Annotated in this window: 12 protein-coding genes; 3 read left to right on the top strand and 9 right to left on the bottom strand. The window is 73.2% G+C overall.

Going from position 1 to position 14,871, the window contains the following annotated elements; all coding sequences use genetic code 11:
• Nucleotides 1–190: 190 nt before the first annotated feature.
• A complete protein-coding gene (locus I6A81_RS41895) occupies nucleotides 191–1,588 on the bottom strand; it encodes an effector-associated domain EAD1-containing protein (RefSeq protein ID WP_203006596.1) in 1,398 nt (465 codons plus the stop codon).
• A gap of 358 nt (nucleotides 1,589–1,946) precedes the next feature.
• Entirely contained in the window at nucleotides 1,947–3,107 is a 1,161-nt protein-coding gene (gene pabB / locus I6A81_RS41890; protein ID WP_203006595.1) for an aminodeoxychorismate synthase component I, read from the bottom strand.
• A gap of 302 nt (nucleotides 3,108–3,409) precedes the next feature.
• On the opposite strand from pabB, the gene I6A81_RS46480 reads away from it, so the two are divergent.
• The gene (locus tag I6A81_RS46480) at nucleotides 3,410–3,559 is read left to right on the top strand and encodes a hypothetical protein (protein ID WP_203006598.1); all 150 of its coding nucleotides are present in this window, start codon (nucleotides 3,410–3,412) and stop codon (nucleotides 3,557–3,559) included.
• Here I6A81_RS46480 and I6A81_RS41880 read toward each other — a convergent pair.
• Entirely contained in the window at nucleotides 3,526–5,448 is a 1,923-nt protein-coding gene (locus I6A81_RS41880) for a glycoside hydrolase family 3 protein (RefSeq protein WP_203006594.1), read from the bottom strand. The two genes, I6A81_RS46480 and I6A81_RS41880, sit on opposite strands and share 34 nt — an antisense overlap.
• Nucleotides 5,449–6,040: 592 nt before the next feature.
• Between I6A81_RS41880 and I6A81_RS41875 the strand changes: the two genes are divergently transcribed.
• Nucleotides 6,041–7,414 (top strand): MFS transporter, encoded by a 1,374-nt coding sequence (locus I6A81_RS41875; RefSeq protein WP_203006593.1) that lies wholly within the window; start codon nucleotides 6,041–6,043, stop codon nucleotides 7,412–7,414.
• On the opposite strand, the gene I6A81_RS41870 is transcribed toward I6A81_RS41875, so the two are convergent.
• Nucleotides 7,392–8,276 (bottom strand): AraC family transcriptional regulator, encoded by an 885-nt coding sequence (locus I6A81_RS41870; RefSeq protein ID WP_203006592.1) that lies wholly within the window; start codon nucleotides 8,274–8,276, stop codon nucleotides 7,392–7,394. The genes I6A81_RS41875 and I6A81_RS41870 overlap by 23 nt on opposite strands.
• A 103-nt stretch (nucleotides 8,277–8,379) precedes the next feature.
• Here I6A81_RS41870 and I6A81_RS41865 point away from each other — a divergent pair, with 103 nt between their 5' ends.
• Nucleotides 8,380–9,642 (top strand): amidohydrolase family protein, encoded by a 1,263-nt coding sequence (locus tag I6A81_RS41865; RefSeq protein WP_203006591.1) that lies wholly within the window; start codon nucleotides 8,380–8,382, stop codon nucleotides 9,640–9,642.
• Between the two features lie 150 nt (nucleotides 9,643–9,792).
• On the opposite strand, the gene I6A81_RS41860 is transcribed toward I6A81_RS41865, so the two are convergent.
• The 5 genes from I6A81_RS41860 to I6A81_RS41840 all read right to left on the bottom strand — a co-directional run.
• Entirely contained in the window at nucleotides 9,793–10,461 is a 669-nt protein-coding gene (locus tag I6A81_RS41860) for a response regulator (protein ID WP_203006597.1), read from the bottom strand.
• Between the two features lie 41 nt (nucleotides 10,462–10,502).
• The gene (locus I6A81_RS41855) at nucleotides 10,503–11,690 is read right to left on the bottom strand and encodes a sensor histidine kinase (RefSeq protein WP_203006590.1); all 1,188 of its coding nucleotides are present in this window, start codon (nucleotides 11,688–11,690) and stop codon (nucleotides 10,503–10,505) included.
• Nucleotides 11,687–12,409, bottom strand: coding sequence for an ABC transporter permease (locus I6A81_RS41850; RefSeq protein WP_203006589.1), 723 nt, complete (start codon nucleotides 12,407–12,409; stop codon nucleotides 11,687–11,689). Before I6A81_RS41850 ends, I6A81_RS41855 begins: the two co-directional genes overlap by 4 nt.
• Nucleotides 12,406–13,122, bottom strand: coding sequence for an ABC transporter ATP-binding protein (locus I6A81_RS41845; protein WP_238430644.1), 717 nt, complete (start codon nucleotides 13,120–13,122; stop codon nucleotides 12,406–12,408). The genes I6A81_RS41850 and I6A81_RS41845 overlap by 4 nt, the downstream gene beginning before the upstream one ends.
• A partial coding sequence (locus I6A81_RS41840) for an HNH endonuclease signature motif containing protein (protein ID WP_307875253.1) occupies nucleotides 13,061–14,871 on the bottom strand: 1,811 nt, incomplete at its 5' end. The genes I6A81_RS41840 and I6A81_RS41845, both read right to left, overlap by 62 nt.

Here is a 14,871-nt window from a genome sequence, read left to right as displayed (position 1 = left end):
CCTTCTGCCGGTTGCCCTTGGAGTACTGCCGGCCGCGCTTGGTCGGGTCGAGCTCGAACCGGTCGACCAGCTCCGCGGGGGGGGGGGGGGGGGGGGCGCCCCCCCCCGGGGCGCCCCCCCCCCCCGCTCCCGTATGCCCGTAGGTCTGTAGGCCGTCGGCCGCTATGGCACTACGGCGAGTTTCGTCGCGTTACGACGGGTTGTTGTAGAGCTCGCGCCACTCGCTGGGCGGTCCCTGGGTTCCGTCGGGGGCGAGCGCGCTTACCCTCCACCGGAACTTCTGCCATCCCGGCCAGGAGTACCTCATCGAGGTGTCGGCGACGTCGAAGGTCTCGTTCGGCTGCCAGTTCTCGCCGTCCGTCGCCTCTGTTTCCAACCGGTACCCGGAGGCACCTGGGACGGCGTTCCAGCCGAACGTGACGGTGTCCGGGACGGTGTAGACCGTCTTGTCGGGCGGGCTGACGAGCGCGGGTGCCGTCATCGACGGCGGCCCGGTCACGGTGACCGAGGCGGTGACGGGCGCGCTGGCGGTGCCGGCGGAGTCGGTGACCGTGAGGGACACGACGTAGGTGCCGGCAACGCTGAACTCGTAGGTCACGCTCGCCTGCCCGTCCGCGGGGGTGCGCACGTCGTCGCCGACCGAGAACCGGTAGCCCGCCAGCGGGTTCGAGCCGGGCGTGGAGCCGGAGCCGTCCGCGGTGACGGTGAGCGGCGCGTCTCCGGAGGCCGGGCTGACGGTGAGGCCGGCGGTGGGCGGTCGCGTTGGCTTGTGCCCGCCGTCCGTCGGGGTGGGGCTTTCGATCGTCGTCCTTGTGTCAGGGCCAACGCGGTCCGGCACGACTCCAGGGCCGGGGTGGGGGATGGTTGTCGGACCGGGCGTGGGGGGAGTCATGGTGACGGCCGGGGCCGGCGTCGCGCTGGCTTGCGGGGTGCTGGCCGGCGGCGCGTCGTTCCCGTGGGCGCTGAACGTCCACACCGCCGCGACGAGGGCGACGACGACCACGACGACCGCCAGGGCCGTCACGGCCGACTGACGGACATCGCGCAGTCCTCGCGGCACGCGGGCCAGAAATCCCTCGGATCGGCTTGCGCGGGCGCCAGCGCGCTGCCGGTGTCCGCCGTCGCCCAGGAGGAAGCCCCGGTTCGCCGGATAGCGCGCGTGGGCCGCCGCGAGGATCCGGGCACGGCCGTCGAGGAGAACGCCGTCCGCGACCCGTTTTCCCACCTCGGACCAGAACTCGGTGGCGTCGGACACGTGCCAGTCCGGGATCCGGGACGGCGGGAAGCCCACGGAGCGCAGCAGGTGCGAAGCCGCCGAGGCGTTGGGAAAGGCCTCGGCCAGGGCCGTGATCTCCGTCGGGGTGAAACCGCGCCCCGCGGCCTGGTCCCGCCGGTCACCGGTCGTCGGATCGGTCGCCCCATCGGCGACCAGCAGGGCCAACCCCTCGTGACTGCTTGACGCGCCGGCGTCGCGGTTCGACGCGCCGGTGTCCTTGGCCGTCCGGCGACGGTCCTCGCCGCCGCCGGTGGCGACCGGTGTCGGTGGAGGTCGATCCCCCATCGAGCCGGTGTGGTTCTCACCAGCCATGACTCCCCCGTAACTATGAGTGGCTAGATGGTGTTGAGATATTCAGGATGATGGCGAGAGGATCATAGATCTCGACTCTCCGTGCAAAGATGTAAGGAGACTGCGACTCTCTGTATCGCCTGACTGACGGACGGTTGCGATGGTTGGCGGACCGGTCTGGCGCGCGTCCGCGGTGAGGCGACGACGACCGGGCGACCGGGCGGCCGGGCGGCCGGGCGTCGACGCCCGCGGGCGGGGTGTCAGCGGCCGCGCGAAAGGCACGCGCCGCCGCGGGAGGACGGGCAACGGGCGCGGACCGGCGACGACGGCGAAGCTCTCCGAGGGTCAGCCGCGCGGTGGTCGCGGCCGACCAGGCGCGTCAGCGCGGGATACGAGGCCGCGACGGCCGGGACAGCCGGGTCAGGACCTCGGCCTTGGCCCGCAGCTCGGCGTACTCGTCGGCGGCGGCCGAGTCCCAGGTGATGCCGCCGCCGGTGCCGTAGACGGCGGTGCCGGTGGCGCGGTCGACGACAGCGGTGCGGATGGGCACGTTGAAGCGCGCCTGGAAGGGCGCGCTCGGCGGCGCGAGCATGCCGATGGCGCCGCAGTAGACGCCGCGCGGGCCGTCCTCCAGGTCGCGGATGATCTCCATGGTGCGCGGCTTCGGTGCCCCGGTGACCGACCCGCAGGGGAACAGCGCCCGGAACACCTCGACGAGGCCGACATCGGGACGCAGCCGGGCGGACACCCCGGAGGTGAGCTGGTGAACCGTCTCGTACTGTTCCGCCCGGCACAACGAGGTGACCCGTACGCTGCCGGTCGCGGCGACCCGCGCCAGGTCGTTGCGCACGAGGTCCACGATCATGATGTTCTCGGCGCGTTCCTTCTCGCTTGCGCGCAGGGCGGCGACGATCGCGGCATCCTCCGCGGGGCTCCGGCCTCGCCGGGCCGTGCCCTTCATCGGCCGCATGCGCACCTCGCGGGCAGCCGTCTCGAAGAAGAGCTCGGGACTGGCGCTGGCGATGGCGAACCGTCCGAGGTCCAGGTAGGCGTTGAACGCGCCGCGCTGGCCGAGCGCGAGGGCGGCGTAGAAGGCGCGCGAGTCGCCGTCGGCCCCGGCGCTCATCCGGGTGGTCAGGTTGGCCTGGTAGGTCTCGCCGGCGGCAATCTGGCGGCGGACGGCCGCCACACGGCGGCGGTGGGTGTCCTCGTCCCAGGCGACCCGCCATTCGCCCACCTGGTAGGCGGCCGGGTCGGGCGCCCGCACCGTCGGGACGAGCGCGGGCGGGGCGCACACGCCGAACCAGGCGAGCGGCAGGCCGCTCTGGGCCGGGTGGACGGCGAGGCTCGGGTCCAGCCCCGCGGCGGCCTCGTAGGCGACATACCCGTAGGCCCACCAGCCGTCGGCCGTCGCCGCCTCGACCTCGGCGAGCAGCCCGGCGACGTCGCGCGGCCGGCCGGCCGCCAGCTCGTAGGCGGCCTGGCCGAACTCCCAGGCCACACCGGTACGCAGATCGTCGAACCTGGCGTAGGCCGCCACGCGCGGGTCACCTCCTGCGGCGGTGTCGTCGGACCCTCCCGGGGCACGGGGCCGTGCCGGACCCCGCCGTCGGAAAGCCGCCACCGGTCCGGTCCGGTGGTCCTCACGATATGGACCGCCGGCGGGGTCAGGCACGGCCCCGTGACGGGTTCCTTCTCACCCGCGAGACCGTCCTCACCCGCGCGACAGGCTCGACGAGTCCGTCGAGTTCTTCAGGCGCGCCGTCCGGGTTTCCGCGCTCGGCTATTTCCTGAACACCAGGCAAGCCGGCCGCGCGATGGCGGAGGCGGAATCAGGGTTCGATTGTCGGCGTCTCGTCGTCGAACGGCCGGAAAGGTTCCGCCGGCGTCATCGCATACGCGTTCGCCAAGGGCGGGGTGAACAACTTCGTCCGGGGCGTGGTCAGCGGCGGGCGTGGTCAGCGCCGGGCGGTGGTCAGGCCGTGGTCGTAGGGAAAGAGCGGGTCGTACTCCTGGTCGCCGACGTTGATGGGCTCCTGGGCCTCGGCGCGGGGCCAGGTGACTGGGAGGCGGCCGCTGTAGGGGACCTCGCCGAACAAAGGGTCGGCGACCCCGGCACCCTCGCTGCCGGGAAGCCAGGCCATCACGAAGGCGTCCATCTCCGTCAGCTGGTCGGTGACGATCTGCGGGCGGCCGGCGACGTCCAGGACGACGCAGGTGGCGATGGCGGCGCACACCTTGTCGATGTTCGCCTGGTCGGCGGGGGACAGGTTCAGGGTGCGGCCGTTGCCGACGTCGCCGACGCCCTCCGCGTAGGGCGTCTCGCCGATGACGACGACGCCGACGTCGTGGCCCCCGGTCGGCGCGGACGCGTCGGCGCTGTAGGTGACCCTGGCGGCGTGCTCCTTGATTCCCTCCAGGATCGTCGTCCCGGGGATGGTGTCTCCGGAGGCACCCTGCCAGGTGGCCGTCCAGCCGCCGGCCTGGTTGCCGAGGTCGTCCGCGTTCACCCCGGCCACGTAGACGCGCTGGGAGGCCGCCAGGGGGAGCACGTCGCCGTCGTTCTTCAGCAGGACCTGGGACGCCGCGACGGCTCGCCGGGCGACGGCGCGGTGCTCGGGTGAGCCGACCGCGCCGATGTTCCCGCGGTTGGTGAAGGGGTGCTCGAACAGGCCCAGCTCGAACTTCGCGGCCAGGATCCGGCCGACCGCGTCGTCGATGCGCGCCGGCGCGACGCGCCCGGCGCGCACCTCGGCGAGCAGGGTCCGCACGAACTCCGGCGCGCTGCTCGGCTCCATGAACATGTCGACGCCGGCGTTGACCGCGGCGCGGACCTGGGCGGCGTAGTCGCCGGGGAGCTGCTGGACGGCCTCCCAGTCGGTGACCAGGAACCCCTCGAACCCGAGCTCCTGCTTCAGGAAACCGGTGAGCAGCTCGGTGTTCGCGTGCATCCGCACCGGGTTGCCGACGCCGTCCTCCGTCCAGTCGACGCTGGAGTACGACGGCATGATGCTGCCGACGTCGTACGTCCGGACCGCGGTCACATAGGGCGCGAGGTTGGTCTCGTCGAACCGGGCGCGGTCGGTGATCGTGATGCCCTGGTCGACGGTGTAGCGGAAGCTGGTGGACGTCCCGTAGGTGGTGTCACCGTCGCCCGCGAAGTGCTTGGCGGTCGCGAGGACGTGCGCGGGGCCCGCGCGGTCCGCGGGGGCCTTCCCCTGGAGCCCCTCCAGGACCGTGGCCATCTGGGCGACGAGGTCCGGGTCCTCGCCGAAGCTCTCGTAGGTGCGCCCCCAGCGCACGTCGCGGGAGACGCAGAGGCAGGGCGCGAACACCCACTGCGGGCCGGTCGTCCTCGTCTCGAGGGCGGTGATCCGCGCCGCGTCGCGGACGAGGCCGGGGTCGCGGGTCGCGCCCATCGCGATGTTGTGCGGGAAGACCGTCGCGCCGACGAGGTTGTTGTTGCCGTGCACGGCGTCGAGGCCGTAGAGCAGCGGGATCTTCAGCCGGGTGGCGAGCGCGCGCGACTGGAAGCCGTCGACCATGTCCGCCCAGCCGGATGGGGTGTTGTCGGCGGGCACCGAGCCTCCGCCGGACAGCACCGAGCCCAGGCCGAGAGACGTGATCATCCCCGGGTGCTTGGCGACGGCGCTGCGGTCGGCCTGCGCCATCTGGCCGACCTTCTCCTCGAGCGTCATCCGGCCGAGCAGGTCGGAAACCCGCCGCTCGACCGGCGCCGCCGAGTCGAGATAAGGCGGCGTGGAACCGGGCTCCTCGCCATTCCCGCAGCCGGCGGCCACGACGGGCAACGCGACCGCGACGCCGGCGAGAGCGGCCAGGCCGCGCCTGATCGAGAACCTGGCCGGGCTGGCTGCACTCATCGCAGAATTAAACCCGAGAACCGGGCGACGCACCCGGGAAGCGACGCGACGCTACCTCCGTGTGTCCGCCGGCCACGCTTCTCCGGCTGCCGTTCTCCGGCCGCCCCCAAAAGGGGGTCGTACTTCTTGCCGATGTCCTCGATCCGGTCAACATAGCGGACTCCGAGTTCGTTCGGTGGGTGGCGTGGGCGGTAGTGGTCGAGGCCGAGGGTGTCCAAGCGCGGTGCCTCGCGCTTGTCGCGCTCCGGGAAGGGCTCGTCCCCGGGCCGCGCTGACGGCCGCGCCCATGGCGGCGCTCATGGCCATGATCATGGCGGTGCTCGCGGCGGCGCTCATCGCCGTGCTCGCGCCCGGGTGGGGGCCGAGACCCGCGCGGGCTCGCGGGCCGCCGATTCTCGCGCCTTCAAGCGGAGACATCGCTCCGTTGGTGTCCTAATATTGGACATCCGGGCCGGGAGGGCACCCGGCCACGTTCGCGCTGGCGAGTTCACGGGAGCGGCGCGCCCGTTTGTCCGCCGTTCCAGGAAAGGCTCGTCCGGCCTGGACGAATAGGGGGGAAATTCTGCCCGCGGCGCGCCGCGAACGGTGGTCCGTGCTGGCCGCCTTCGCCATGTTCGTTGTGTTCGGCCTGCTTTCCGGGGCCGGCGGGGTCCTGTTTCCGGCGCAGATCGACGACTACCAGGTCGACAAGGCGACCATCGGCCTCACTTTCTTCACCTCGGCCGGCGGGTACGTCGCGGCCAGCGTCCTGTCGGGGCCGTCCGTGGCGCGGTTCGGCGGGCGGCTGGTCGTGCTCGTCGCCGGCCTCGGCCTGGGAGCGGCCGGGCTCGCCACCGCCGCGCGGCCGCTGTTCGCCGCCTTCGTGCTCGTCCAGGCCCTCGGCGGCTACGCCGTCGGCACGCTCGAGTCCGTCATGAACGCCTACCTCGCCACCCAGCCGAACGCCACGTCCCTGCTCAACCGCCTGCACGCGTTCTTCGGTGTCGGCGCCCTGCTCGGCCCGTTGCTGGCGACCTGGCTGCTGACGCTGGGCGGCTGGCAGGTAGTGGTGCTCGTGCTGACCATCGCGGGGTTCGGGCCCATGGCCGTGGCTGTCGCCGGCTATCCGGACCGCGCCGACGACCCGCTGCTGGTCCACGCCGGTTCCGAGGCGCCTGGCACGGCGGTGTCTGGCACGGCAATGTCTGACACGGCAATGCCCGGCGCGGCAATGCCCGGCGCGGCGGTGTCTGGCGCGGGAGCGTCCGGCACGGAGCTGGCGGCGGGGACCACCGCCGCGGGGACGGCGGCGTCCCGCGAGGGGCTCGGGTCGGTGCTGCGGACGCGGCCGGTGCTGCTAGGCGCCCTGCTGCTCGCCGCGTACGTCGGCCTGGAGATCAGCGTCGGCACCTGGGGATTCAGCTACCTGGTCGAGCACCACGCGCTGTCGGACCCGATCGCCGGCTACGCCATCAGCGGCTACTGGCTCGGCCTGACCGCCGGCCGGTTCCTCATCGGCCCGGTGACCGCCCGGCTGCGGCTGACCGAGCCCGGGCTGCTGTGGGGCAGCCTCGCCGGCACCGCGGCCGCGTGCGCGCTCGCCTGGGCCGCCCTGGCGAGCGCCGGCCTGACCATCGCGGCCTTCGTGCTGCTCGGCTTCTTCCTCGGCCCGATCTTCCCGACCATGATCGCCCTCACGCCGCGGCTGACCACGGCAAGGCTGGTCGCGACCGCCATCGGAGTGATCAATGCGGGTGCCCTGCTCGGCGGCGCCGTCCTGCCCTGGCTCGCGGGCACGCTCCTGCAGGAGGCCGGCCCCCAGACGCTCCTGCCGTTCGCGTTCGCCCTCGGGGCGGTGCAGTTGGTCGTCTGGCGCGTGCTGGCCCGCCGGCTCGCCCCCGGCCCGGCCCTCGCCGGCGTCGCGGTCGTGCCCGGCCCGGCCCCGCAGCCGGCCCCGGAGCCGGTCAGGCCGGCTGCGCGGCGGTGACCCGCCGGCGGTAGGTGGAGGGCGTCTCGCCGCAGCGCTGGGCGAAGGCGCGGGCGAACGCGCTGACGTTGTCGAAGCCGACAGCGAGCGACACGTCCAGCACCGACGGGCCCGGCTCGGCCAGCAGCGCCATCGCGCGCAGCAGCCGGGCCTGCAGCAGGTAGGTCCGCCAGGACATGCCGAGCGTGGCGGCGAACTGGCGGCGCAGCGTCCGCTCGGACACGCCGACCGCGTGGCCGACCTGGGCCGCGGTGACCGAGCCCAGGTGCTCCCGGGTGTAGGCCATCGCCGCCGCCACGACCGGGTCGGCCGACGTCGGCAGGCTCAGCGGCTCCTCGTGGTCGAGCGTCTCGGCGACGAGGTGGCCGAGCGTGCGGAAGAAGCCGTCCGACACGTCGTCCGTCTCGAGCCGGAAGATCGGCCATCGCAGGGCGTAGATCATCATCTCGCGGATGAGGGGCGAGACCGCGAGGATGCGGGCCCGGTCGCCGGGGTGGGGGACGATGCTGGGGTCGAACATCACCGACACGGTCCGCACCGCGGTGTTCATGGTCGACTGGTGCTCGAGGCCGGCCGGGATCCAGGCTGCCTGCTGGGGCGGCAACAGGTAGTGGCCGGCGGCCGTCTCGACCTCGACGACCCCGCTGACCGCGTACTCGATCTGGTGCAGGTCGTGCGAGTGCCAGCCGGTGACCAGCCGGTCACCCTCGTACAGGTGGCCGCCGCCGAGCGCCGCCCCGCCCCGGCGCAGGTCGACGGCGCCGATGTTCACCCCGGTCAGGTCGATGTCGGGGGTGACCACGAACGGGCTCAGGTTGGCCGATTCCGCAGGGTGCCTGGCCGAACGTGCGGAGACGGACATGGCCTCGCAGCGTACAACTAGTTAAGGTCCGAGCCCAGGCCCGATGCCCCTGCCCGGAGGACCGTTCGGCTCCCTCGCCCCCGCCGCTAGGAGGAACCTCCTGATGAACATCGACGACATGGTCCTGGTGAGCATCGACGACCACGTTGTCGAGCCGCCCGACATGTTCGACGGACGCGTGCCGGCGAAGTGGACCGACCTCGCCCCGCAGGTCGTCAGGGGCGAGGACGGCATCGAGCGCTGGATCTACCGCGGCCGCCCGACCGGCGTGTCCGGGCTGAACGCCGTGGTCTCCTGGCCGGCCGAGGAGTGGGGCCGCGACCCGGCGAACTTCGCCGAGATGCGCCCGGGCGTCTACGACATCCACGAACGGGTCCGCGACATGGACCGCAACGGCATCCTCGCGTCGATGTGCTTCCCGACCTTCACCGGCTTCTCCGCTGGTCATCTCAACCACTACAAGGACGAGATCACCATCTCGATGATCCAGGCGTACAACGACTGGCACATCGACGGCTGGGCGGGTGCCTACCCGGGCCGGTTCATCCCGATCGCGCTGCTGCCGACCTGGGACCCCGAGCTGATGAAGGCCGAGATCCGCCGGGTCGCCGCCAAGGGCTGCAAGGCCGTGACGATGCCCGAGCTGCCCCACCTCGAGGGCCTGCCGAGCTACCACAACATCGAGTACTGGGGCCCGGTCTTCCAGACCCTCTCGGACGAGAACCTGGTGATGTGCCTGCACATCGGCCAGGGCTTCGGCTCCATCAAGAGCGCGCCCGACGCGCCGATCGACAACCTGATCATCCTGGCCTGCCAGGTGTCGTCGGTCGCCGCGCAGGACCTGCTCTGGGGCCCGGCGATGCGCTCCTACCCGGACCTGCGGTTCGCCTTCTCCGAGGGCGGCATCGGCTGGATCCCGTTCTACCTGGACCGTTGCGACCGGCACTACACCAACCAGCGCTGGCTGCGCCGTGACTTCGGCGGCAAGCTGCCCAGCGAGGTGTTCCGCGAGCACACGCTGGCCTGCTACGTCACCGACCCGACGTCGCTGAAGCTGCGCCACGAGATCGGCATCGACAACATCGCCTGGGAGTGCGACTACCCGCACTCCGACTCGATCTGGCCGAACGCGCCGGAGTTCGTCCACGCCGAGCTCACCGGCGCGGGCGCCTCCGACGACGACATCGAGAAGATCACCTGGCAGAACGCGACCCGCTTCTTCAACTGGGACCCGTTCGCCGCGCTGCCCAAGGAGCAGGCGACCGTCGGAGCGCTGCGTGCGAGGGCCGCGGACGTCGAGACGGCCACCGTCCCCCGCGCCGAGTGGGCTCGCCGGTACGCCCAGAAGCACGCCACCGCCGCGTAGGCGGCTGCCCGCGAGTGGTCCCGCCGCTGCCCGGCCGGTTCTCCCGGCCGGGCAGCGCCGTCTCGTCATCCGGTCCGCCGCCACGGGCCGTGCGGCCTCAGAAGGCCGCGCCCCCTCAGAAGGCCGCGCCCCCTCAGAAGGCCGCGCCCTTCAGAAGGCCTCGCCCGCGACGACGATGCCGTTCTCATAGGCGAACACCACCGCCTGGACCCGGTCGCGCAGGCCGAGCTTGGTGAGGATGGCGCCCACGTGGCTCTTCACGGTCGCCTCGGTCACGACCAGGCGCCCGGCTACCTCGGTGTTCGACAGCCCGCGGCCGACCAAGACCAGCACCTCGCGCTCGCGCGGCGTCAGCACGTCGAGCAGGCCGGGCGGCGTCGGCGGGCGCGCGCGGGCGGCGAAGGTCTCGACCAGCCGCCGGGTGACGGCCGGCGACAGCAGCGCGTCGCCGGCGTTCAGGACCCGGACGGCCTCGATCAGGCGCTCGCGGGAGGCGTCCTTGAGCAGGAATCCCGCCGCCCCGGCGCGCAGCGCGCCGAACACGTACTCGTCCAGGTCGAACGTGGTCAGGATGAGCACGCGCGGAGGCGGGGTGAACCGGCCGCCGGTGAGGTGGGCGGTGGTCTCGACGCCGTCCATGCGCGGCATGCGGATGTCGAGCAGGACGACGTCGGGGCGCACCTGCGCGGCCCGCGCGAGTGCCTCGTGACCGTCCCCGGCCTCGCCGACCACCTCGAAGTCGTCCTGGCCTTCCAGGATCAGCCGCAGGCCGGTCCGGATCAGCTCCTGGTCGTCCACGATCAGCAGGCGGATGGTCATGCGGCTCCCGCTCTCGTCGCCGGTCTCACGCGTCGCTGGTCTCATGCGTCGTCTCCCAACGGGAGGCGGGCGGCGACCCGGAACCCGCCGCCTGGCCGAGGGCCGACGTCCAGCTCGCCGCCGAGCACCGCGGCCCGTTCCCGCATCCCGATGAGCCCGTGCCCGGTCACGGTGCCGCCCCCGGGCGGGTCCCCGGGCGTGTCCCCGGCGGCCGGCGCCCGCGCCGATCGGGACGCCGTGCCGTCGTCGAGCACCTCGAGGTCCAGGCGCCGGTCGTGATAGGCGAGCTCGACCGTGACCCTGCTCGGGCAGGCGTGCCTGACCGCGTTGGTCAGCGCCTCCTCGACGATGCGGTAGGCCGACAGCTCCAGCCCGCCGGGCAGGGTGGTCCGCTTCCCCGTCACCCGCAGCTCGACGGGCAGCCCGGCGGCACGATACTCGGCGACGAGCCCGTCCAGGTCCCGCAGCGACGGCGCGGGACGGGAGTCGGCGGGGGTGCCCGGCGCGCGCAGCACGGTCAGCATCCGGCGCAGCTCGGCGACGCTCTGCTCCCCGCTCCTTTCCACCTGGGCCAGCGTGTCGTCGGCCCGGTCCGGCGAGGTGCGCAGCACGTCCCGCGCGCCGCGGACACCGAGCAGCATCACGGTCACCGAGTGGGCGACGATGTCGTGCAGTTCCCGGGCGATCGAGGCGCGTTCCTCGTGCGCCGCGATCCGGACCAGCTGCGCCCGCTCCCGCTCGAGGTGCTCGGCCCGTTCCTCGAGCGCGCGCACATAGCGACGCCGGGTCTGCGCGTACGCGCCCAGCGCCCACACCCCCGCCGTCACGGGGACCGAGACGATCGACAGCGCGGCCAGGAACACGGCCACGGGGACGAGCGCGGCGAGCGAGCGCCGCCACTCGTCCCGTTCGGCGATCGTGAAGAGCGCGACCAGGACGGGCACACCGCCAGGCGAGTCTCCGGTTCCCACCAGCGCTCCGGCCAGGCCGGCGACCGCGGCGAGCACGATCCACGGCGCCCGGCGGCGCGCCAGGAGGGCACCGCCGGACGCGGCCGCGAGCAGCACGGTGGACACCCGCGCGGTGTGGTCGTCGTCGAGCAGGAGGCTGAGCTCGGCGACGGTCGCGGCCGCCGCGACGAGGAGGTCGAACGCCAGCGCGCGCCGGCCACGGGCGAGCGCGGCCGCGCGGGCACGCGGTCGCCCCGGCCCCACCGCCTGGGTGGTCATGCCAGGTCGCGCCGGCGCTCACCGGCCACGGCGGCGGCCAGGAGCCCGGCAGCCCAGGCGGCCAGGACGACCGCGGCCGCGGTCAGCGAGACACGGCCCGTGCCGTGGGCCATCCGGGTCAGCACCGCGACCGCGCCGAGCGGCGTGTAGTCCGACGCGCCTTCCCGAAGGAGATCGATCAGCGGGTTCACGACGAACGTCAGCACCAGCGCGCCGACCGCGGCCAGGATCTGGTCGCGGACCAGCGCGCCGACCGCCACCCCGATCACGGTGGCCAGCACCGACGACGCCAGCAGGCCCCCGGCCACTCCGGCGATCTCGCCCGCCCCGAGGTCAGGGCCGGGCTGCCGGGCCAGCAGCGGAAGACCCGCCCCCAGCGACACCCCCACCATGAGCGTCCCGGCTACCAGGCCGGCGATCGCGTACGCCACGGCGCGCGCGAGCAGCAGCCGTTCCCGGGAGGCACCCGAGGCGAGCGCGGCGGGCGCGGCGGTGCGGTGCCGGAACTCGCCGGCGGCACCGACCGCGCCGAGCAGCAGCAGAAGGATCGGCATGCCGGACAAGGCCTCCTCCTTCTCACCCACCTCGTCGAGTGTCCCGGACGCGAGCGCGACGACGACCACGTTGGCGGCGGTCAGGCCGACCGAGGCCGCGGTGAAGGCCAGCGCCGTGCGAGTGCTCAGGACCTTGATGAGCTCACCCCTGACCAGCCGGCTCATGCGTCCTCTCCTCCGGTCGGGCCCGCCGCGGTCGGGTCGGTGTCGGTCGGGTCGGTGTCGGTCGGGTCGGTGTCGGTCGGGTCGGCGTCGGTCAGGCCAAGGAAGATCTCCTCGAGTGTGGCCCCGCGATCGGTCATCGGGCCGATCGGGCCCTGGTGCACGACACGCCCCTGGTGGATGACGATCACATCGTCGACCAGTCGCTCGGTCTCGGTCAGCGAGTGGCTGGACAGCATGACGGTGCGGCCCGAGTCCGCCTGCTCGCGCAGCAGGGTGCGCAGCCATCGGATTCCACGGGGGTCCAGGCCGTTCATCGGCTCGTCCAGCACCAGGATGTCCGGATCGGTGAGCAGCGCGGCCGCGAGCCCGAGCCGCTGTCGCATCCCGAGCGAGTACCGCCCGACCCGGCGCGGCGAGACCTGGTCGAGACCGACCAGCGCCAGCACCTCGGCCACCCGCGCCCGGGGCAGCCCCGCCATGGCCGCCAGCGAGCGCAGGTGCGCCCGGGCCGAGCGGCCGGGATGCGCGCCGCACGGCTCGATGAAGACCCCCAGCCTTCCCCGAGTACCCGCGGGTGTGTCGTGCCCGCCCCAAAGCACCTGTCCGGCGCTTGCCCGAGCCAGTCCGCTGATCACCTTGAGCGCCGTGGTCTTACCGGCTCCGTTGAGCCCGAAAATGCCGGTTATGGCTCCGCCGCGGACGGTGAACGACATGTTCTCGACAGCCGTGTGGCCGCGGTAGCGTTTCGTCAGCCCGTCGACGGTGATCGCGACGTCGGCCATTGTCGCCGCGGTCGCGTCCGCGATCGCTGTGCCTGTGCCTGAAGTTCCCATGACGGCAAGAATCCGGTCCGCGAGCCGCGCGGGTCATCGGTCCGAGGTCGGATTTCTCGGCTCGACCGTGGACGGACGAGGGAGGGCTGTCGCTCCGACCAGGGGAGGGCGGCCGCGGCGGCGCGGACCTGGTGACGTCGGCCGGGAGGCAGTACTCCGCGCGCCGGGCGTCCTGGCGACGGCCAGTCCGGCGTGGACTCAGAATGGGCAGGGATCGTTGATACGGGTCCGGTCGTCCGGGCTGACTGTCTTGGCCGGCCGGCCGGCCGGGCGCGCGCCGCGGTGTCGGCCGGGGCCGTGGTCCAGATGCGGTGGTCCAGGCGCGGTGGTCTTCCTCGGGCAGGAGGTCTTCCTCGGGCAGGAGGCCTTCCTCCTCGTTGGTGTTCGTGTCGTTGCGATAGACGCGGCCGGCGGGGCTGGTCCACAGGAAGACGCCGGGCTCTGGCTGATCGAGGCTCCAGCCGCCGCGGTGTTTCGCGGAGTGATGGTGCCTACAGAGGACGCCGAGGTTGTCGAAGGCGGTGCGGCCGCCGTCGGCGTAGGCCCGCGTGTGGTCGATGTCGCAGCGTGTGGCGGGCATGCCGCAGCCCGGAAACACGCAGCGGAGATCCCGGAAGCGGATGAGCCGGGCGAGGGCCGGGGCCGGAACCCGACGGTGGCCCAGGTCGAGGACGGTGCCGTCCTCCGGGTCGGTCAGCACCCGGCGCCAGCGGGCGTCGGCGGCCAGCGCCCGGCCGACCTCGGCGGGGATGGGTCCATAGCCGACGAGCTCGGCCGGATTGTCGTCGAGGCCGGCGAGGGTGCCGACGGGGGCGATCACCTGGACCTCGACCCCGACAAGCTCGCGGCGGTTGCCCAGGAGCAGGGCGGCGAGCACGTCGGCGCGCCGGGCCCCGATGGGGCGGTCGTCCGCGCCCGCGCGGGCGATCTGGTCGATCCGGTCGTAGATGGCGCGAGCGTCCTCGGCCGCCAGGTTGGCCGACAGCAGGCCCATGCCGTCCTCCAACGGCGCGACCGTGACGTTGCGCAGGACGCGCGCCTCGCGGTGACGGCGGGTGACACCGTCCGGGTCGAGCCTGAGCGCCAGGCGACGGGCCTTGCGCCGCCACTGGCTCGGCGACCTGAGCCGCCCGCCGGCGAGCATCTGCGTCTCGGCCACGGCGCGCTGACCGTCGGTCAGGTACTGGGTGACGTCGTGCAGGGCCAGCAGACGTGGCCAGTCCAGCTCACCGGCGCTCATCGCGTCGAGCGCGGCGGGCAGTCTGTGCGCGACGCTCCAGGCCTGGCTGAGCTTGTTCGACAGCGTGCGAGGGGACTGTTCCAGCTCCGGGGCGAGCTCTTCGGCGAGGAACTCGGCGTACGGCTCCTGGTCGTCCTTGTTCTTGTCCTTGTCCTCGTCCGCCCGGACCGGCGCGGGGCTCAGCGCGGCCAGCCGTACCAGCGCGCGGACCGACAGCGCCTGGGTCCGGGCGGCCTGCCGGCCCTGCAGCCACACCGCCAGCTCGAACGCCTCATGCCTGGCGCAGGTCGCGAGATCCGCCAGCAACCGGTCGTACGCCGCCTCCACCACCGCGACCCCCGCCAGCAGCCCCGGCCCGGCCCGGCCGCCCGCGACACCCGTTGGGGCGG

The sequence above is a fragment of the Frankia nepalensis genome, assembly GCF_016786325.1.
GTDB lineage: Bacteria > Actinomycetota > Actinomycetes > Frankiales > Frankiaceae > Pseudofrankia > Pseudofrankia nepalensis.
The sequence above is the reverse complement of the archived record's forward strand: the minus strand, read 5'-3'. Positions and strand labels throughout refer to the sequence as shown.

Excerpts from the sequence above, each read along its gene's own strand:
- I6A81_RS41895 (WP_203006596.1), bottom strand. The coding sequence starts at position 1,588 with ATGGCTGGTGAGAACCACACCGGCTCGATGGGGGATCGACCTCCACCG.
- I6A81_RS41880 (WP_203006594.1), bottom strand. The coding sequence starts at position 5,448 with ATGAGTGCAGCCAGCCCGGCCAGGTTCTCGATCAGGCGCGGCCTGGCC.
- I6A81_RS41870 (WP_203006592.1), bottom strand. The coding sequence starts at position 8,276 with ATGTCCGTCTCCGCACGTTCGGCCAGGCACCCTGCGGAATCGGCCAAC.
- I6A81_RS41865 (WP_203006591.1), top strand. The coding sequence starts at position 8,380 with ATGAACATCGACGACATGGTCCTGGTGAGCATCGACGACCACGTTGTC.
- I6A81_RS41860 (WP_203006597.1), bottom strand. The coding sequence starts at position 10,461 with ATGACCATCCGCCTGCTGATCGTGGACGACCAGGAGCTGATCCGGACC.
- I6A81_RS41855 (WP_203006590.1), bottom strand. The coding sequence starts at position 11,690 with ATGACCACCCAGGCGGTGGGGCCGGGGCGACCGCGTGCCCGCGCGGCC.
- I6A81_RS41850 (WP_203006589.1), bottom strand. The coding sequence starts at position 12,409 with ATGAGCCGGCTGGTCAGGGGTGAGCTCATCAAGGTCCTGAGCACTCGC.
- I6A81_RS41845 (WP_238430644.1), bottom strand. The coding sequence starts at position 13,122 with ATGTCGTTCACCGTCCGCGGCGGAGCCATAACCGGCATTTTCGGGCTC.